This window comes from Bacillus sp. FSL K6-2819, assembly GCF_038008305.1.
Lineage (GTDB): Bacteria > Bacillota > Bacilli > Bacillales > Bacillaceae > Bacillus > Bacillus amyloliquefaciens.
The window spans coordinates 1,668,219-1,688,081 of sequence record NZ_JBBOYV010000001.1; the positions used below are offsets into that span (position 1 = coordinate 1,668,219).

18 protein-coding genes are annotated in these 19,863 nt (G+C 46.1%); all 18 read left to right on the forward strand.

Going from position 1 to position 19,863, the window contains the following annotated elements:
- Nucleotides 1-33: 33 nt before the first annotated feature.
- The 18 genes from MHH91_RS08790 to asd all read left to right on the forward strand — a co-directional run bounded on the left by MHH91_RS08790 (nucleotide 34) and on the right by asd (nucleotide 19,830).
- Nucleotides 34-4,347 (forward strand): PolC-type DNA polymerase III, encoded by a 4,314-nt coding sequence (locus MHH91_RS08790; protein ID WP_013352289.1) that lies wholly within the window; start codon nucleotides 34-36, stop codon nucleotides 4,345-4,347.
- Nucleotides 4,348-4,589: 242 nt separating this feature from the next.
- On the forward strand, nucleotides 4,590-5,060 hold the full coding sequence (gene rimP, locus MHH91_RS08795; protein WP_013352290.1) for a ribosome maturation factor RimP: 471 nt from the start codon (nucleotides 4,590-4,592) through the stop codon (nucleotides 5,058-5,060).
- Between the two features lie 39 nt (nucleotides 5,061-5,099).
- Nucleotides 5,100-6,221 carry a transcription termination factor NusA gene (nusA, locus tag MHH91_RS08800; RefSeq protein ID WP_013352291.1) on the forward strand — a complete coding sequence of 374 codons (1,122 nt, stop codon included), beginning with the start codon at nucleotides 5,100-5,102 and terminating at the stop codon, nucleotides 6,219-6,221.
- 13 nt (nucleotides 6,222-6,234) lie between these two features.
- Nucleotides 6,235-6,510 carry a glucose-induced regulator RulR gene (gene rulR, locus MHH91_RS08805; RefSeq protein WP_003154193.1) on the forward strand — a complete coding sequence of 92 codons (276 nt, stop codon included), beginning with the start codon at nucleotides 6,235-6,237 and terminating at the stop codon, nucleotides 6,508-6,510.
- Nucleotide 6,511: 1 nt separating this feature from the next.
- Nucleotides 6,512-6,814, forward strand: coding sequence for a YlxQ family RNA-binding protein (locus MHH91_RS08810; protein ID WP_003154192.1), 303 nt, complete (start codon nucleotides 6,512-6,514; stop codon nucleotides 6,812-6,814).
- A 19-nt stretch (nucleotides 6,815-6,833) separates the two neighbouring features.
- A complete protein-coding gene (gene infB / locus MHH91_RS08815; protein WP_013352292.1) occupies nucleotides 6,834-8,987 on the forward strand; it encodes a translation initiation factor IF-2 in 2,154 nt (717 codons plus the stop codon).
- A complete protein-coding gene (locus MHH91_RS08820; protein ID WP_340977561.1) occupies nucleotides 8,984-9,262 on the forward strand; it encodes a DUF503 domain-containing protein in 279 nt (92 codons plus the stop codon). Before infB ends, MHH91_RS08820 begins: the two co-directional genes overlap by 4 nt.
- Nucleotides 9,263-9,278: 16 nt before the next feature.
- A complete protein-coding gene (gene rbfA / locus MHH91_RS08825; RefSeq protein WP_003154185.1) occupies nucleotides 9,279-9,632 on the forward strand; it encodes a 30S ribosome-binding factor RbfA in 354 nt (117 codons plus the stop codon).
- Between the two features lie 83 nt (nucleotides 9,633-9,715).
- Nucleotides 9,716-10,645: a tRNA pseudouridine(55) synthase TruB gene (gene truB / locus MHH91_RS08830; protein ID WP_013352294.1), complete on the forward strand. Its 930-nt coding sequence runs from the start codon at nucleotides 9,716-9,718 to the stop codon at nucleotides 10,643-10,645.
- A gap of 19 nt (nucleotides 10,646-10,664) precedes the next feature.
- Complete coding sequence (ribF, locus tag MHH91_RS08835) at nucleotides 10,665-11,606, forward strand: bifunctional riboflavin kinase/FAD synthetase (RefSeq protein ID WP_014471831.1); 942 nt, start codon at nucleotides 10,665-10,667, stop codon at nucleotides 11,604-11,606.
- 165 nt (nucleotides 11,607-11,771) lie between these two features.
- Nucleotides 11,772-12,041, forward strand: a complete 270-nt coding sequence (rpsO, locus tag MHH91_RS08840) for a 30S ribosomal protein S15 (RefSeq protein WP_003154182.1) — start codon at nucleotides 11,772-11,774, stop codon at nucleotides 12,039-12,041.
- A 172-nt stretch (nucleotides 12,042-12,213) separates the two neighbouring features.
- Nucleotides 12,214-14,337, forward strand: coding sequence for a polyribonucleotide nucleotidyltransferase (gene pnp, locus MHH91_RS08845; protein ID WP_014470391.1), 2,124 nt, complete (start codon nucleotides 12,214-12,216; stop codon nucleotides 14,335-14,337).
- Nucleotides 14,338-14,448: 111 nt separating this feature from the next.
- On the forward strand, nucleotides 14,449-15,408 hold the full coding sequence (locus MHH91_RS08850) for a polysaccharide deacetylase family protein (protein ID WP_013352297.1): 960 nt from the start codon (nucleotides 14,449-14,451) through the stop codon (nucleotides 15,406-15,408).
- 40 nt (nucleotides 15,409-15,448) lie between these two features.
- A complete protein-coding gene (locus MHH91_RS08855; RefSeq protein WP_013352298.1) occupies nucleotides 15,449-16,684 on the forward strand; it encodes a M16 family metallopeptidase in 1,236 nt (411 codons plus the stop codon).
- A 74-nt stretch (nucleotides 16,685-16,758) separates the two neighbouring features.
- Complete coding sequence (locus MHH91_RS08860; protein ID WP_003154176.1) at nucleotides 16,759-17,016, forward strand: YlmC/YmxH family sporulation protein; 258 nt, start codon at nucleotides 16,759-16,761, stop codon at nucleotides 17,014-17,016.
- A 156-nt stretch (nucleotides 17,017-17,172) separates the two neighbouring features.
- Complete coding sequence (gene dpaA / locus MHH91_RS08865; protein ID WP_013352299.1) at nucleotides 17,173-18,063, forward strand: dipicolinic acid synthetase subunit A; 891 nt, start codon at nucleotides 17,173-17,175, stop codon at nucleotides 18,061-18,063.
- 2 nt (nucleotides 18,064-18,065) lie between these two features.
- Nucleotides 18,066-18,656 (forward strand): dipicolinate synthase subunit B, encoded by a 591-nt coding sequence (gene dpaB / locus MHH91_RS08870; RefSeq protein WP_013352300.1) that lies wholly within the window; start codon nucleotides 18,066-18,068, stop codon nucleotides 18,654-18,656.
- A gap of 133 nt (nucleotides 18,657-18,789) precedes the next feature.
- Nucleotides 18,790-19,830, forward strand: coding sequence for an aspartate-semialdehyde dehydrogenase (gene asd / locus MHH91_RS08875; RefSeq protein WP_013352301.1), 1,041 nt, complete (start codon nucleotides 18,790-18,792; stop codon nucleotides 19,828-19,830).
- The last annotated feature ends 33 nt before the right edge of the window (nucleotides 19,831-19,863 follow it).

Genomic DNA, 19,863 nt, shown 5'->3' on the forward strand with positions numbered 1-19,863 from the left:
CTTATGATGTTTTAAGGGAGGGATACTGTCTGAATGGAACAGTTATCAGTAAACAGAAGACAGTTTCAGATTCTTCTGCAGCAGCTTAATATGACAGATGATACCTTCATGACATACTTTGAAGATGGAGAGATTGATAAACTGACAATCCATAAAGCAGAAAAGGCCTGGCATTTCCAATTTCGCTTCAAGGCTCTTTTGCCGTATCAAATATATGATTCATTCATGATGAGGTTAACACAATCGTTTGCTCACATCGCCCGTGTCACATCATCCATTCAAGTCATTGACCCTAGCGTGTCAGAGGAGCTTGTACAGGATTATTGGACGCGCTGTATCGAAGAGCTTGAAGGAACCTCGCCGCCGATGGTGGCCCTTTTGAATCAGCAGAAGCCGAAGCTCAAGGGAAACAAGCTGATCGTGAAAACAAAGACGGATACAGAAGCATCGGCGCTCAAAAATAAATACAGCGCACTGATTCAGCACAGCTATCGCCAATTCGGCTTTCCTGAACTGCAGCTGGATACCGAAATTTTCGTGTCTGACCAAGAAGTTCAGAAATTCCGCGAGCAAAAGCTTGCTGAAGATCAGGAGCGGGCGATGCAGGCGCTTATCGAAATGGAGAAGAAGGAAAAAGAGGGCGATGAGGATCAGACGCCATCCGGACCGCTTGTCATCGGCTATCAAATTAAAGAGAACGAAGAAATCCGGACGCTTGACAGCATCATGGATGAAGAAAGAAGAATCACGGTGCAGGGCTATGTGTTTGATGCTGAAACACGCGAGCTGAAAAGCGGACGGACGCTCTGTATTTTCAAAATTACGGATTATACAAACAGTATTCTAGTGAAAATGTTTGCAAGAGAAAAAGAAGACGCCGCCCTCATGAAAACACTGAAAAAAGGCATGTGGGTGAAAGCGCGGGGAAGCATCCAAAACGATACATTCGTCAGAGACCTCGTCATGATTGCAAATGACGTGAATGAAATAAAAGCCAAAACCCGGGAAGACACCGCTCCTGAAGGCGAAAAACGGGTAGAGCTTCATCTGCATTCTCCGATGAGCCAAATGGACGCCGTAACGGGCATCGGAAAGCTTGTCGAACAGGCGAAAAAATGGGGACACGAAGCGATTGCGTTAACTGATCATGCCGTCGTGCAGTCCTTCCCGGATGCATATTCCGCCGCGAAAAAGCACGGTATTAAAATGATTTACGGAATGGAAGCCAATATCGTAGATGACGGCGTTCCGATCGCATACAATCCCGCTCACCGTCTTCTGGAAGAAGACACATATGTCGTCTTTGACGTTGAAACGACGGGTCTGTCAGCAGTGTATGACACCATCATTGAGCTTGCGGCAGTCAAAATAAGAGGCGGAGAAATCATTGATAAATTCGAAGCGTTCGCCAATCCGCACCACCCTCTGTCAGCAACGACGATAGAGCTCACCGGAATTACGGATGACATGGTCCGCGACGCGCCCGATGTCGTTGACGTTGTCAGGGATTTTAAAGAATGGATCGGCGATGATGTGCTAGTGGCTCACAACGCCAGCTTTGATATGGGATTTTTAAATGTAGCGTATAAGCGCCTTTTGAAAACCGAAAAAGCGAAAAATCCGGTCATTGATACGCTGGAACTCGCGCGTTTCCTGTATCCTGAATTTAAAAATCACCGCTTAAATACGTTATGTAAGAAGTTTGATATCGAATTAACCCAGCACCACCGAGCGGTCTTTGACGCTGAAGCAACAGGATATCTGCTGTTAAAAATGCTCAAAGACGCGGCTGAAAAAGATATTTTTTATCATGATCAGCTGAATGAGAATATGGGACAATCCAATGCTTACCAAAGATCAAGGCCTTATCACGCTACATTGCTTGCCGTGAATGAGACCGGCTTGAAAAATCTGTTTAAGCTCGTGTCCATTTCTCATATTCAATATTTCTACAGAGTGCCGCGCATTCCAAGGTCGCAGCTTGATAAATACAGAGAAGGCCTGTTAATCGGTTCTGCCTGTGACAGGGGAGAGGTCTTTGAAGGCATGATGCAAAAATCACCTGAAGAGGTTGAAGATATCGCATCTTTCTATGACTATCTTGAAGTGCAGCCGCCGGAAGTATACAGGCACCTTCTGCAGCTTGAGCTCGTCCGGGATGAAAAAGCGCTGAAAGAAATTATCACAAACATTACGAAGCTCGGGGAAAAACTGAATAAGCCGGTCGTTGCGACAGGAAATGTCCACTATTTAAACGATGAGGATAAAATTTACCGGAAGATCTTAGTTTCTTCTCAAGGCGGCGCCAACCCGTTAAACAGACATGAACTGCCTAAAGTGCATTTCAGAACGACAGATGAAATGCTGGATGCTTTCTCCTTTCTGGGTGCGGAAAAAGCGAAAGAAATCGTGGTTGAGAATACACAAAAAGTCGCTTCCATGATCGAAGAGATCAAACCGATTAAAGACGACCTGTACACGCCGAAAATTGACGGAGCCGATGAAGAAATCCGTGAAATGAGCTATCAGCGCGCCAGAAGCATTTACGGTGAAGAGCTTCCTGAAATTGTTGAAGCGAGAATAGAGAAAGAATTAAAAAGCATCATCGGCCATGGATTCGCCGTTATATATCTCATTTCTCATAAGCTTGTAAAACGGTCTCTGGATGACGGCTATCTCGTCGGCTCCCGGGGATCCGTCGGTTCATCACTTGTGGCGACTTTAACGGAAATCACTGAAGTGAACCCGCTCGCTCCGCACTATGTGTGCCCGAGCTGCCGGTATTCCGAATTCTTTAATGACGGATCCGTCGGTTCCGGTTTTGACCTTCCGGATAAAAGCTGCCCGTCTTGCGGCACTCCTTTGAAAAAGGACGGACACGATATCCCGTTTGAAACGTTCTTAGGCTTCAAAGGCGATAAAGTACCCGATATCGACTTGAACTTCTCAGGTGAGTATCAGCCGCATGCGCATAACTACACGAAAGTGCTGTTCGGTGAAGATAATGTTTACCGTGCGGGAACGATCGGCACCGTTGCGGAAAAGACGGCTTACGGATATGTGAAAGGCTATGCGGGCGACCACAACCTTCACATGCGCGGCGCTGAAATCGACCGCCTCGTACAGGGCTGCACCGGTGTTAAGAGAACGACCGGCCAGCACCCGGGGGGCATTATCGTTGTGCCTGATTATATGGATATTTACGATTTTTCACCGATTCAATTCCCGGCTGATGCGACGGGTTCTGAATGGAAAACAACTCACTTTGACTTCCACTCCATTCATGACAACCTGCTGAAGCTTGATATATTAGGACACGATGATCCGACAGTCATCCGGATGCTCCAGGATTTAAGCGGAATTGATCCGAAGACGATTCCGACGGATGATCCTGAGGTTATGAAGATTTTCCAAGGGACAGAATCACTCGGCGTCACTGAAGAGCAGATCGGCTGCAAAACGGGGACGCTCGGCATTCCTGAATTCGGGACGCGATTTGTGCGGCAGATGCTCGAAGATACGAAGCCGACGACGTTCTCTGAGCTTGTTCAGATTTCCGGGCTTTCTCACGGGACTGACGTATGGCTCGGCAATGCGCAGGAACTGATACACAACAATACGTGTGAACTGAGCGAAGTGATCGGCTGCCGCGATGACATCATGGTTTATTTGATCTATCAGGGCCTTGAGCCTTCACTGGCCTTTAAAATCATGGAATTTGTCCGTAAAGGCAAAGGCCTGACGCCGGAATGGGAAGAAGAAATGAAAAAGAACAATGTGCCGAACTGGTATATTGATTCATGCAAAAAAATCAAATACATGTTCCCGAAAGCCCACGCCGCCGCATATGTGTTAATGGCGGTACGGATTGCATACTTTAAAGTGCATCACGCGCTTTTATACTATGCTGCGTATTTTACCGTACGTGCCGATGACTTTGACATTGATACGATGATTAAAGGCTCGACTGCCATCAGGGCGGTTATGGATGATATCAGCTCTAAAGGGCTTGATGCTTCGCCGAAGGAAAAAAACCTCCTTACCGTGTTAGAGCTTGCGCTTGAAATGTGTGAACGCGGCTATTCCTTCCAGAAGGTCGATCTATACCGTTCAAGCGCTTCGGAATTTATCATTGACGGCAACAGTCTGATCCCGCCGTTCAACTCAATTCCGGGTCTCGGAACCAACGCCGCTCTCAATATTGTAAAAGCGCGGGAAGAAGGAGAGTTCCTTTCAAAAGAAGACCTTCAAAAACGCGGAAAAGTGTCAAAAACCATTTTAGAGTATTTAGACCGCCACGGCTGTCTGGAGTCGCTTCCGGACCAAAACCAGCTGTCACTGTTTTAAGCTTTGGCAGCAAGCCTTTTAGGCGGAGTTTGATTTGCATTAAATATATGGTTATGGTATAGTTTTATTGGAAATGCTAACGATTACCGAGGCCAAAGAGTGGGGAAACCCGCTCTTTTGTATTGAACAGGCAATTTTGCCTCGACATGTCCATCGTTTTCTCAAAGCCCCTGCTCTTTAGAAGCAGGGTTTTTATGCAGAGGAACGGCTGATATGATATCGACAGCACAAGGAGGAAAAACATGAGCAAAAAAGTGACTGATACCGTTCAAGAAATGGCTCAGCCCATACTAGATGACCTTCAGCTTGAACTCGTAGACATTGAATTTGTCAAAGAGGGTCAAAACTGGTTCCTTCGCGTGTTTATTGATTCCGATAACGGTGTTGATATTGAGGAGTGCGCCAAAGTCAGCGAAGCGTTAAGCGAAAAGCTGGATGAGGCCGATCCGATCACTCAAAACTACTTTCTTGAAGTATCTTCTCCTGGAGCCGAGCGTCCATTAAAGAAAAAAGCCGACTTCGAAAAATCACTGGGCAAAAATGTGTACATGAAAACGTACGAACCGATTGACGGTTTAAAAGTGTTTGAAGGCAAATTGGCTGAATTTGATGGACAAACTGCTACAATAGAGATGACGATTAAAACAAGAAAGAAACGGGTCAATATTCCGTATGAAAAAATAGCTAACGCAAGATTAGCTGTAACTTTTTAATGAATGAAGTATTAGTGTTTAAGGGGGGAGACCGCTAACATGAGCAGTGAACTATTAGATGCCCTCACGATTCTTGAAAAAGAAAAAGGCATCAGTAAAGACATTATCATCGAAGCAATTGAAGCTGCCTTAATTTCTGCGTATAAGCGAAATTTTAACCAGGCGCAAAACGTACGGGTCGATCTGAACCGTGAGACGGGCACCATCCGCGTGTTCGCAAGAAAAGATGTCGTAGACGAGGTATACGATTCAAGGCTTGAAATCTCGCTTGACGACGCCCAGCACATCCATCCGAACTACCTTGTCGGAGATGTCGTTGAAATAGAAGTAACGCCGAAAGACTTCGGCCGCATTGCTGCGCAGACAGCAAAACAAGTTGTGACGCAGCGTGTCCGTGAAGCTGAGCGCGGCGTGATTTATTCAGAATTTATCGATCGTGAAGAAGACATCATGACGGGAATTGTACAGCGTTTAGACAGCAAATTTATTTACGTGTCTCTCGGCAAGATTGAAGCGCTGCTGCCCGTTAATGAACAAATGCCGAATGAGAGCTATAAACCTCACGATCGTATTAAAGTATTCATTACAAAAGTCGAAAAAACGACAAAAGGGCCGCAAATCTATGTATCAAGAACACATCCCGGTCTTTTGAAGCGTCTTTTTGAAATCGAAGTGCCGGAAATTTATGACGGAACGGTCGAACTGAAATCCGTTGCCAGAGAAGCGGGCGACCGCTCTAAAATCTCCGTCCGCACTGATGATCCTGACGTCGATCCTGTCGGTTCATGCGTCGGTCCTAAAGGCCAGCGCGTACAGGCGATCGTCAATGAACTGAAAGGCGAAAAAATTGATATTGTCAACTGGTCTGACGATCCGGTTGAATTTGTTGCCAATGCGCTCAGCCCATCTAAAGTGCTGGATGTCATCGTCAACGAAGAAGAAAAAGCCACGACTGTCATCGTTCCTGATTACCAGCTTTCTCTGGCAATCGGAAAAAGAGGGCAAAACGCCCGCTTAGCCGCGAAACTGACAGGATGGAAAATTGATATCAAAAGTGAAACGGATGCAAGAGACATTGGCATCTTTCCGAGAGAGCATGAAGAAGATGACGATTTAGAGCCGCTCTTTATGGAGCCTGAAACAGCCGAATCGGATGAATAAGAGGTGACTTTAGGTGAATAAGCGAAAAAAAATTCCTCTGCGCAAATGTGTGGTAACGGGGGAAATGAAGCCTAAAAAGGAACTGATCCGAATTGTCCGTTCAAAAGAAGGAGAGATTTCAGTCGATCCGACAGGCAAGAAGAACGGGCGGGGTGCCTATATCACCCTTGAGAAAGAATGCATCTTAGCTGCGAAAAAGAAAAACACATTGCAAAATCAATTTCAATCACAAATCGATGACCAGATTTTCGAAGAATTGCTGGAACTGGCGGAAAAGGTGAAAAAATAACATGTCTGGAATGGAATGGTTTCCCTTGCTGGGTCTGGCCAATCGAGCTCGTAAGGTCGTGTCGGGCGAGGACTTGGTTATAAAAGAAATTAGAAATGCGCGTGCAAAACTTGTTCTGCTGACAGAAGATGCATCTGCGAATACTGCAAAAAAAGTATCCGATAAATGCAATTATTATAAAGTACCTTATAAAAAAGTCGAAAGCCGCGCGGATCTCGGCCGCTCTATCGGCAAGGAATCACGTGTCGTTGTCGCCGTCACTGACCAAGGTTTTGCGAATAAGCTGATCAGCTTGCTCGATTAATATTTTTGGGGGTGAACGAATGGCTAAAATGAGAGTATACGAATATGCAAAAGCCATCAATGTTTCAAGTAAGGAAATTTTGACGGCGCTGAAAAACATGGATATAGTAGTAAATAACCATATGGCAACGCTTGAAGAAAAGACCATTAAGCAGCTTGATGCGAAATTTAAAAAAGGCGGCGCCGGCGTTAAATCTCAAAAGCCTGCGGAAACGAACAAAAACAAGCAGCCGCAAGGGGTTAATCAGCAGCCTGCTGGGAATCAACCAAACAAAATTCGAGACGGAAAGAAGAATGACGTGCAGAATAATCAATTTAACAAAAACAAGAAGAATAACAACAACAACAAAAACAAAAACAAACGCAATCATAACAACAAAAATCAGCATCAGCAAAAACCGCTGAAGCCGAAAAAAGAGCTTCCTGAGAAAATTACGTTTTCCGGCTCTTTAACAGTCGGAGCCTTAGCCGAAGAACTGGGCAAAGAACCGTCTGAAATCATTAAAAAGCTGATGCTTCTGGGCGTAATGGCTACGATTAACCAGGAGCTTGACAAAGACACAATCGAACTGATCGCATCTGAATACGGTGTAGAAACAGAAGAAGTGATTGTGCTTGAAGAAACTGAGCTTGAAAAATATGAAGAGGCTGACAAAGAAGAAGATCTTCAAATCCGTCCGCCTGTCGTAACGATCATGGGCCACGTTGACCACGGGAAAACGACCCTTCTTGACAGCATCAGAAAGACTAAAGTTGTTGAAGGAGAAGCCGGCGGAATCACCCAGCATATCGGGGCTTACCAGATCGAAGAAAACGGCAAAAAAATCACTTTCCTTGATACACCCGGACACGCAGCGTTCACAACGATGCGCGCACGCGGAGCGGAAGTAACCGATATTACCATTTTAGTCGTAGCGGCTGATGACGGCGTTATGCCGCAAACAGTCGAAGCCATCAACCATGCGAAAGCGGCTGAGGTTCCGATTATCGTTGCCGTGAATAAAGTGGATAAAGAAAGCGCGAACCCTGACCGTGTTATGCAGGAACTGACTGAATACGGACTCGTTCCGGAAGCATGGGGAGGAGAAACGATTTTCGTTCCTCTGTCCGCTCTTACAGGTAAGGGAATTGACGAGCTTGTCGAAATGATTCTGCTTGTCAGTGAAGTAGAAGAGCTGAAAGCCAATCCGAACCGTCAGGCAAAAGGAACGGTTATTGAAGCTGAGCTCGATAAAGGAAGAGGATCTGTTGCGACACTTCTCGTTCAAACGGGAACATTGCAAGTCGGAGATCCGATCGTTGTCGGAAATACATTCGGCCGCGTGCGGGCCATGGTCAATGATCTCGGCCGCCGCGTGAAAACAGCCGGACCGTCCACACCTGTGGAAATCACGGGCTTAAATGACGTACCGCAAGCTGGCGATCAATTCCTCGTCTTTAAAGACGAAAAAACAGCCCGTTCTGTCGGTGAAGCGCGTGCTTCCAAGCAATTGGAAGAACAGCGCAGCGACAAAGCGAAGCTGAGCCTTGATGATCTGTTTGAGCAAATTAAACAAGGCGATGTCAAAGATATCAACTTAATCGTAAAAGCGGACGTTCAAGGTTCTGCCGAAGCGTTAACGGCCGCTCTTCAAAAAATTGAAGTAGAAGGCGTAAAAGTGAAAATCATTCACACAGGCGTCGGTGCGATTACGGAATCAGACATCATTCTCGCATCTGCTTCAAATGCAATCGTTATCGGGTTTAATGTGCGCCCAGACGGAAATGCTAAGAGCACGGCTGAAGCTGAAAATGTAGATATCCGTCTTCACCGTATCATTTACAAAGTCATCGAAGAAATTGAAGCGGCGATGAAAGGAATGCTTGATCCTGAATACGAAGAAAAAGTCATCGGTCAGGTTGAAGTGCGCCAAACATTCAAAGTGTCGAAAATCGGCACGATTGCCGGCGGATATGTAACAGACGGCCACATTACACGTGACAGCGGACTTCGCTTGATCCGTGACGGCGTGGTAATCTTCGAAGGGGAAGTAGATGTTCTGAAACGCTTCAAAGATGATGTGAAAGAAGTTTCACAAGGGTATGAATGTGGTATTACGATTAAGAAATACAATGACATCCGCGAAGGTGACATCCTTGAAGCGTATGTCATGCAGGAAATCGAAAGAAAGTGATCGGATTTGCGGAATGTGAATGCATCATTTACGATGCGGGATCATTAAAGGAGAAACGAGCCGTTCTGAAGCGGATTATGACGAGGGTTCAGAATAAGTTCAACGTGTCGGCAGCTGAAATCGGCTATCAGGACACTTGGCAGCGGACCAGCTTCGGAATCGCCGTCGTCTCCTCCTCTCACGTTCAGGCGGGAAAGGAGATTCAGCGCGTACTCGCGTTTATTGACTCCTTTCCCGAAATAGAACGGACGATCACTAGAACAGAGTGGTTTTAACTTAGAGGTGATTGAATTGAGTATGAGAGCAAACCGTGTCGGAGAACAGATGAAAAAAGAGCTTGGGGATATTATCAGCCGAAAGCTGAAAGACCCGAGAATCGGATTTCTGACTGTAACAGACGTACGTGTTTCAGGTGATTTGCAAATAGCGAAGGTGTATATCTCCGTTCTCGGCGGAGAGAAAAAGAAAGAGGAGGCGCTGAAAGGCCTTGAGAAAGCGAAGGGATTTATCCGTTCCGAAATCGGCAGCCGAATCAGACTCCGTAAAACGCCTGAGCTTGAATTTGAATTTGATGAATCAATTGAATACGGCAACCGTATTGAAACATTGATTCACGAACTGCATTCAGATAAACCGTCTGAATAACGGGAAAAGAGGATGGGCGTTGTCGTCTGTCCTCTTTTCTGCGTTTTACGGGATACAAATGATAACAAAGGAGCGAAAGACAGATGGTTAACGGAGTTCTCCTTTTACATAAACCGGTCGGCATGACTTCTCACGACTGTGTAATGAAAATAAGAAAACTGTTAAAAACAAAGAAAGTCGGTCATACGGGCACACTTGATCCGGAAGTGTCAGGCGTACTGCCGATCTGTGTCGGACGGGCCACAAAGATCGTTGAGTACGTTACCGACAAGTCAAAAACGTACGATGCTGAGATCACTCTCGGCTTCTCCACCTCGACTGAAGATCAGACGGGGGAAACCGTCAGCGTAAAACCTGTCAAGGAGCCGATAAATGAAACGGACATCAAAGCCGTTTTAGACGAACTAAAGGGACCGCAGGAGCAAGTGCCGCCGATGTATTCCGCGGTGAAGGTGAACGGGAAAAAGCTCTATGAATACGCCCGAGCGGGTATTGAAGTGGAGCGGCCGAAGCGGAATATCACGATTGAAGATATCTCCCTCACTTCACCTGTCACTTATACGGATGATACAGCGTCATTCCGCTTCACAGTCACGTGCTCAAAAGGGACTTACGTCAGAACATTGGCAGTGACAATCGGTGAAAAGCTCGGCTATCCCGCGCATATGTCGCATCTTATCCGGACTGCTTCCGGCGATTTCAGCCTTGATGAGTGTTTCACGTTTGATGAGCTTGAGCAGCAGGCTTCAGACGGCACGGTTGCAGAGCATGCGGTGCCGATTGAAAGAGCGCTCAATCATTTGCCGAAATGGGTCATAAGTGATACATTAGCTAAGAAAGCTGAAAACGGGTCAGTGTTTGACATCCCGGCTGAATTTTCTGCAATGACAGCTGACGCCCGTATAGCGGTCTGTACCGAAGCCGGAGAATGTGTGGCCATTTATATGCCGCACCCTTCAAAAAAAGGACTGCTGAAACCGGCTAAAGTGCTGATGCAAAAAAGCGAACAATAAGAAAAAAGGTGACCGTTCTGTGAAGACGATACATATTTCTCATCCGCATCATTTACAAAAAGAAGAGCAGCCGGCGTCTGTCATGGCGCTCGGCTACTTTGACGGCGTTCATTTAGGGCACCGGAAAGTAATCGGAACAGCCAGACAAATTGCCGAAGAAAAAGGCCTGTCGCTGGCCGTCATGACGTTTCATCCCCACCCTTCCCATGTTTTGGGCAGGGACAAAGAGCCAAAGGATCTGATTACGCCGCTTGAAGATAAAATCAGCCAGATCGGACGTTTAGGCGCCGATGTGCTGTATATCGTAAAGTTTGATGAAGCGTTTGCGGCTTTGTCTCCAAAACAGTTTGCCGAGGATTATATTTTAGGATTAAACGCTCAGCATGCTGTGGGAGGCTTTGATTTTACGTACGGAAAATACGGAAAAGGCACGATGGCCACACTGCCGGACGATTTAAACGGCAAGGCTGAATGCACGACTGTCGAAAAACAGACCGAGCAGGACAGAAAGATCAGTTCCACTTACATCAGGTCAGCGCTGCAGGATGGCGACGTTGAGCTGGCACACACTCTCCTCGGCCAGCCGTATTTTATCCGGGGCACTGTGATTCACGGAGACAAAAGAGGCCGCACCATCGGCTTTCCGACGGCCAATATCGGCCTCAACAACAGTTATATCGTGCCGCCGACAGGCGTTTATGCCGTGAAAGCCGAAATAAAAGGCGAGAAGTATGAAGGCGTCTGCAATATCGGCTATAAACCTACCTTTTATGAAAAGCGTCCCGATCAGCCGTCAATTGAAATTCATTTATTTGATTTTCAACAGGATGTATACGGGGAAGACGTTAAAATCGAGTGGTACAAACGCATCCGCAGCGAACGGAAGTTTAACGGCATCGATGAACTGACGGCCCAGATCGAGAAAGACAAACAAGAAGCGATCCGTTTTTTCAGCAAATAACGGAAAAATCATCAAAAGTACACAAATTTTATTCTAAAAGATTTGCATATGGGCGCGATTTTTAGTATCATATGTTTCGTAGTCTTAAAACCATTGCTTGGCAATCCGAAGTCACCGACGGTTGCTAGGTAACTGGGGCTAATTATGATATGGAGGTGAAACAGGATGGCAATTACTCAAGAGCGTAAAAACCAACTCATCAGCGAGTTCAAAACACACGAATCTGATACTGGATCTCCAGAAGTTCAGATCGCTATCCTAACAGACTCAATTAACAACTTGAACGAGCATTTGCGTACTCACAAGAAAGATCACCACTCACGTCGCGGTCTTCTTAAAATGGTAGGTAAACGTCGTAATCTTCTTACGTATCTGCGTAATAAAGACGTAACTCGTTACCGTGAGTTAATTAACAAACTAGGCTTACGTCGATAATCGTAAAAAGCGGGAGGATTCCCGCTTTTTTATCGTATTAAAGCGAAAAAATAATGATAAAAAACAATGAAATCCTTTTACATACTACTTTGACATTGATATGTTCAATTCATTTCGTTCATAATAGGAGTAATTGATTATTTCACACATTAAGAGAGGAGCTCGTAATCGAATGGGACAAGAGAAACATGTCTTTACCATAGATTGGGCCGGCAGACAGCTTACAGTAGAAACCGGCCAGCTTGCCAAACAGGCAAACGGCGCTGTTATGGTCCGCTACGGCGATACCGCAGTGCTCAGCACAGCAACCGCATCAAAAGAACCGAAACCGCTAGATTTTTTCCCGCTTACCGTTAATTACGAAGAAAGATTATATGCAGTAGGTAAAATTCCCGGCGGCTTTATTAAAAGAGAAGGCCGTCCGAGTGAAAAGGCCGTATTAGCCAGCCGTCTGATCGACCGTCCGATCCGTCCGCTTTTCGCCGACGGATTCCGTAACGAAGTACAGGTTATCAGTATTGTCATGAGTGTTGATCAGAACTGCTCATCTGAAATGGCTGCAATGTTCGGTTCATCACTTGCTCTTTGCGTTTCCGATATTCCGTTTGAAGGTCCGATTGCGGGTGTGACGGTAGGCCGCATTGACGGACAGTTCATCATCAATCCGACGGTTGACCAGCTTGAAAAAAGTGATATCAACCTCATCGTTGCAGGCACAAAAGACGCCATCAACATGGTGGAAGCGGGAGCGGATGAAGTTCCTGAGGAAATCATGCTTGAGGCGATAATGTTCGGCCACGAAGAAATTAAGCGCCTGATCGCATTCCAAGAAGAAATTGTGGCGGCAGTCGGCAAAGAAAAAACCGAAATTGAACTGTATGAAATTGATGCAGAGCTCAGCGAAAAAGTAAAAAGTCTTGCGGAGCCGGATCTTCTCAGCGCCATTCAGGTTCACGAAAAGCATGCGCGTGAAGATGCGATCAATAAAGTGAAAGATGCAGTCGTCGCGAAATTTGAAGAAGAAGAGCACGATGAAGATACGATCAAAAAAGTGAAACAGACACTGTCTAAACTTGTGAAAAACGAAGTGCGCCGTTTGATCACAGAAGAAAAAGTCCGTCCTGACGGCCGCGGTGTCGATCAAATCCGCCCGCTTTCTTCAGAAGTCGGCCTTCTGCCGAGAACGCATGGCTCCGGGCTGTTTACGAGAGGACAGACGCAGGCGCTCAGTGTTTGTACATTAGGTGCTCTTGGCGACGTTCAGATTCTTGACGGTTTAGGCGTGGAAGAATCAAAACGGTTTATGCATCATTATAACTTCCCGCAATTCAGCGTAGGGGAGACAGGCCCGATGCGCGGACCGGGACGCCGTGAGATCGGTCACGGGGCTCTTGGAGAGCGTGCGCTTGAGCCGGTCATTCCGAATGAAAAAGACTTCCCGTATACGGTTCGTCTCGTATCTGAAGTGCTTGAATCAAACGGTTCCACTTCACAGGCCAGCATTTGCGCGAGCACGCTTGCCATGATGGACGCCGGTGTTCCGATTAAAGCGCCTGTTGCGGGTATCGCGATGGGACTTGTGAAATCAGGCGAGTACTATACGGTATTAACGGATATTCAAGGGATGGAAGATGCCCTCGGTGACATGGACTTTAAAGTAGCCGGCACGGAAAAAGGCGTGACAGCGCTGCAAATGGACATTAAAATTGAAGGCCTTTCAAGAGAAATTCTTGAAGAAGCGCTTCAGCAGGCGAAAAAAGGAAGAATGGAAATCTTGAACAGCATGCTCAGCACGCTTGGTGAATCAAGAAAAGAACTTTCTCAATATGCGCCGAAAATCTTAACGATGACAATTAATCCGGATAAAATCCGTGACGTTATCGGACCGAGCGGCAAACAAATCAACAAAATCATTGAAGATACCGGTGTTAAAATTGACATTGAACAAGACGGCACCATCTTTATTTCTTCTACTGATGAAAGCAGCAACCAAAAAGCGAAAAAAATCATCGAAGATCTTGTCAGAGAAGTCGAAGTCGGCCAGCTTTACCTCGGTAAAGTCAAGCGGATTGAGAAATTCGGCGCTTTCGTTGAAATCTTCAGCGGAAAAGACGGTCTCGTTCACATCTCTGAACTTGCGCTCGAACGGGTCGGCAAAGTTGAGGATGTTGTGAAAATCGGTGACGAAATCCTTGTGAAGGTAACTGAAATCGACAAACAGGGACGAGTCAACCTGTCGCGTAAAGCAGTGCTGCGCGAAGAGAAAGAAAAAGAACAAGAACAACAACAATCTTAAATGAAAACCTAACAAGGAGCCTGGGAGACCCGGCTTCTTTATTTTGAGAAAGACAACAGCGGGTTCTACCTTGTCCTCCTCATACATAATGTGTGATGAGGGGGGAAGGACATGTTGAAAAAATTCGTGCCGTTTGCCGTTTTTTTATTTCTTTTTTTTGTTTCGTTTGAGATGTTAAAAAACCCGTATACAGTTGATTACATAGACGCAATGAAAAAAGACGCAGTGACTGTGTCAGCATCAAAAGATCCGCTTTATGAGGAATTGCTCCAAAAAGCGCCGGAGTATGAAGTGAAGCCGCAAGATGCGAGGATTGATAAAATATGGAAGGCGATACCTGGTTATAACGGTTTAAAGGTCAATGTGGAAAAATCCTATAAGCAAATGAAAAAGGATGGAGAATTTCACGAAGATGACCTTGTCTATGAACAGGTAAAACCGAAAGTCCATCTCGATTCTCTTGCGCCCGAACCCATTTATAAAGGAAATCCCGACAAGCCGATGGTCGCTTTCCTGATAAATGTAGCTTGGGGAAATGAATACGTGGAGCAAATGCTGCCTATTCTGAAGCAGCATCAGGTCAAAGCAACTTTCTTTCTTGAAGGAAAATGGCTCAAAAACAATCAGGAACTTGGGAAAAAAATAGCGGCAGACGGACATGAAATCGGAAATCATTCATACAATCACCCTGATATGAGCAAACTGACATCAGGAAGCATTTCCGAACAGCTTGACAAAACCAATGCACAAATCAGCGAGACGCTCGGCATGAAGCCGAAATGGTTTGCGCCGCCAAGCGGCAGCTTCAGAAAAGCCGTGGTCGACCTTGCGGCGGAAAAAGGAATGGGCACCATCATGTGGACCGTTGACACCATTGACTGGCAAAAACCGTCTCCGGCTGTTTTACAAACAAGGGTGTTGAGCAAAATACATAACGGAGCCATGATTTTAATGCATCCGACTGATCCGACTGCGAAAAGCCTGGAAACGCTGATTACAAAAATCAAAGAAAAAGGCTATGCGCTCGGCTCAGTGTCTGACTTAATGGATGAAAACAGGCTGATGAAGTAGCAGGCGGTAGTTTGCCTGTCTTTGAATAGGAGGAACAAACTTGATAAAACGCTATACATGCCAAAACGGTGTAAGAGTTGTGCTTGAAAATAATCCAACGGTGCGGTCCGTGGCAATCGGCGTCTGGATCGGAACGGGATCACGCCATGAAACGCCGGATACAAACGGTATTTCGCACTTTCTTGAGCATATGTTTTTTAAAGGAACAAATACGAGATCCGCACGGGAAATCGCAGAATCCTTCGATCGGATAGGCGGTCAAGTGAATGCCTTCACTTCAAAAGAATATACGTGCTATTACGCCAAAGTGCTGGATGAACATGCAAACTACGCACTTGACGTGCTGGCCGATATGTTCTTTCATTCTGCTTTTGATGAAGATGAACTCAAAAAAGAAAAGAACGTCGTATATGAAGAAATTAAGATGTATGAAGACGCGCCGGATGACATTGTCCACGATCTGCTGAGCAAAGCGACATACGGAAATCATTCGCTCGGCTACCCGATACTCGGGACGGAGGAAACGCTTTCTGCTTTTAACGGTGATTCTCTCAGACAGCATATGGATAACTTTTACACACCGGACCGCGTCGTCATTTCTGTCGCCGGAAATGTAACAGAACAATTTATTAAAGACGTGGAGAAATGGTTCGGTACATACGAAGCAAAGGGCAAGGCAAGCGGTATCAGCCAGCCTGAGTTTCATTATGAAAAGCTGACCAGAAAAAAAGACACCGAACAGGCGCATCTCTGCCTCGGTTTTAAAGGCCTGAAAGTCGGAGACCCGGACATCTACGATTTAATCGTCTTAAACAACGTGCTGGGCGGAAGCATGAGCAGCCGTCTTTTCCAGGATGTGCGTGAAGATAAAGGACTGGCCTATTCTGTATACAGCTATCACAGTTCCTATGAAGACAGCGGTATGCTGACGATTTATGGAGGCACCGGCGCTAATCAGCTCGGGCTTCTGTCTGAAACCATTCAAGAAACGTTATCGGTTCTAAAACGTGACGGCATTACCCCGAAAGAACTGGAAAACAGCAAAGAGCAAATGAAGGGAAGTTTAATGCTCAGCTTAGAAAGCACAAACAGCAAAATGAGCCGGAACGGGAAAAACGAACTCCTGCTCGGAAAGCATAAGACGATGGATGAAATTATCGCTGAATTAAATGCAGTCAGCCTGGAGAGCGTCAACGGCCTGAGCCGCCGCTTATTTACGGATGATTACGCATTATCGCTCATCAGTCCGACCGGCAATATGCCGGCCTCATCTTAAGCGGGAAGTCTGCCTCTGTACGGGGCAGGCATTTTTTTTTGCTCAGGGTCATATAGTACAAGGGGGTGGCTATCATGAGGCTCAGTGAACTGTCAGGTAAAGAAATTGTAGACATTAAACGGGCAGAGCGACTCGGCGTGCTCGGCCAGACCGATTTGGAAATTAATGAACAGGACGGACAAATTACCGCGCTGTTGATACCGACGGTAAAATGGTTCGGGTTGAGAAAACAAGGCCACGACATCCGTGTTCCCTGGAATCATATTCAAAAAATCGGGTCAGACATGATCATTTTAGATGTTCCCGGGGAGATCACTCCTCCAGAAGAGTAGACCGTATTCATTTTTCGCAAGCACCGGCTCAAACAGCCGGTGCTTTTTTTATGAAAAAAACGCTGTACATTCACCGCCCTTTCTCTTCGCACATACGATGAAGAGGAGGATGACACTTATAAGATCCAGTAACTGTAAAGAAGGTGAACGTTTCAAATGTTAACCGGATTGACAATTGCGATCATTGGCGGTGACGCAAGACAGCTTGAGATTATAAGAAAACTGACAGAACAGCATGCCGATATTTATCTTGCAGGGTTTGACCAATTGGATGACGGTTTTACGGGAACCGTCAAATGCAAAATTGATGAGATTCCATTTCCGAAAATAGACAGTATCATCCTGCCTGTATCGGCAACGACCGGAGAAGGCGTTGTTTCCACGGTTTTTTCAAATGAAGAAGTGGTATTAAAGCAAAGCTATCTCGAGCAGACACCGGAGCATTGCGTTATTTATTCCGGCATCTCTAACGCATACCTCGAGGGCATCGCCAGCGAAGCCGGCCGCAAGCTTGTTAAATTATTTGAGCGGGACGACATCGCGATATTCAACTCGATTCCCACTGTCGAAGGTACAATCATGATGGCGATTCAGCATACGGATTATACCATTCACGGGTCAAATGTCGCCGTTCTCGGCATGGGGCGCACCGGTATGACAATCGCCCGGACGTTTGCAGCGTTAGGGGCGAAGGTAAAAGTGGGAGCGCGGAGTTCGTCTCATTTGGCCCGTATATCGGAAATGGGGCTTTTTCCTTTTCAAATTGAAGAGATTACTGATCATGTAAATGATATCGATATCTGCATTAACACCGTACCGAGCCTGATTCTGAATCAAAGGGTTTTATCGCGTATGACGCCGAGGACCTTGATTTTGGATTTAGCATCCCGTCCGGGCGGAACGGATTTCAAATATGCTGAAAAGCAAGGCATTAAAGCGCTGCTTGCTCCGGGGCTTCCGGGGATTGTGGCTCCGAAAACAGCGGGACAGATTATTGCGAACGTACTGAGCAAGCTTTTGGCAGACTTAAAGAAAGAGGGGAGATAGCCATGTCTTTGAAAGGGAAAAGAATCGGATTCGGATTAACCGGCTCTCATTGCACATATGAAGAGGTTTTTCCGCAAATAGAAGCGCTTGTCAGTCAGGGGGCTGAAGTCCGGCCGATTGTGACGTCGACGGTCCAATCGACCGATACGCGCTTTGGAGAGGGGGAAGATTGGGTCAGAAAAATTGAAGAAGCAACAGGTTTTGAGGTCATTGATTCCATCGTAAAAGCGGAGCCTCTCGGGCCGAAACTTCCGCTCGACTGCATGGTCATCGCCCCCTTAACCGGAAACTCAATGAGCAAGCTCGCAAATGCGATGACTGACAGCCCTGTCCTTATGGCGGCGAAAGCCACGATCCGCAACAGCCGGCCGGTCGTGCTCGGAATTTCGACAAATGACGGCCTTGGTTTAAACGGAACGAATTTAATGAGGCTGATGTCCGCAAAACATATATTTTTCATCCCGTTCGGCCAGGATGACCATGTGAAAAAACCGACATCGCTTGTCGCCAGAATGGATCTCCTTCCGATTACGGTGGAAAAAGCTCTTTTGCATCAGCAGGTTCAGCCGGTGCTCGTACAGCATCAAGAATAAAAAATCATGATAGAGAAAATCATTCCGGAATAAAAAAATTCGGTCAATCCGTGACTATTCTATGGTAAAATAAAACGTAAAATGCAAAGTCAATTCAACAAATGATGCTTAATTGGCGGAAGGAGTTTTACAGATGGGAAGAGGATTACACGTAGCAGTTGTCGGAGCGACGGGAGCCGTAGGACAGCAAATGCTGGAAACATTGGAAGACAGAAACTTTGAAATCGAAACACTCACACTACTATCCTCAAAGCGTTCTGCTGGTACGAAAGTAACGTTTAAAGACGAAGAATATACAGTGCAGGAAGCTGTTCCGGAAAGCTTCGAAGGCGTTCATATCGCGTTATTCAGCGCCGGCGGGAGCGTATCACAAAGCCTGGCGCCTGAGGCTGTAAAACGGGGAGCCATCGTGATTGACAATACCAGCGCATTCCGTATGGACGAAAATACACCGCTTGTAGTGCCTGAGGTGAACGAAGCTGATCTGCATCAACATAACGGCATTATCGCCAACCCTAACTGTTCAACGATTCAGATGGTGGCGGCGATTGAACCGATCCGCAAAGCATACGGTTTGAAAAAAGTCATTGTATCTACTTACCAAGCTGTGTCCGGGGCCGGCAATGAAGCGGCGAAAGAGCTGTACAGCCAGACAAAGGCGATTTTAAACAATGAACCTATAGAACCGTCCATTATGCCGGTTAAAGGGGACAAAAAGCACTATCAAATCGCTTTTAACGCCATTCCGCAAATTGATAAATTCCAAGATAACGGCTACACGTTTGAGGAAATGAAAATGATTAATGAAACGAAAAAAATCATGCATATGCCGAAGCTGGAAGTGGCTGCGACATGTGTCAGACTGCCGATTGAAACAGGCCACTCAGAATCTGTTTACATTGAGCTTGACCGTGATGACGCAACCGTTGAAGACATTAAACAGCTTTTAAAAGAGGCTCCGGGTGTTACGCTTCAGGATGATCCGGCGGAGCAGCTTTACCCGATGCCTGCTGATTGCGTCGGTAAACGTGATGTATTTGTAGGAAGAATCCGTAAAGATTTGGACAGAGCAAACGGTTTTCATTTGTGGGTTGTTTCTGATAACCTGTTAAAAGGCGCCGCTTGGAACTCAGTTCAAATTGCGGAAAGCCTGCAAAAACTGAACCTCGTATAAAACAAACGTATTTTCTATAGGCGATCAGAAGAG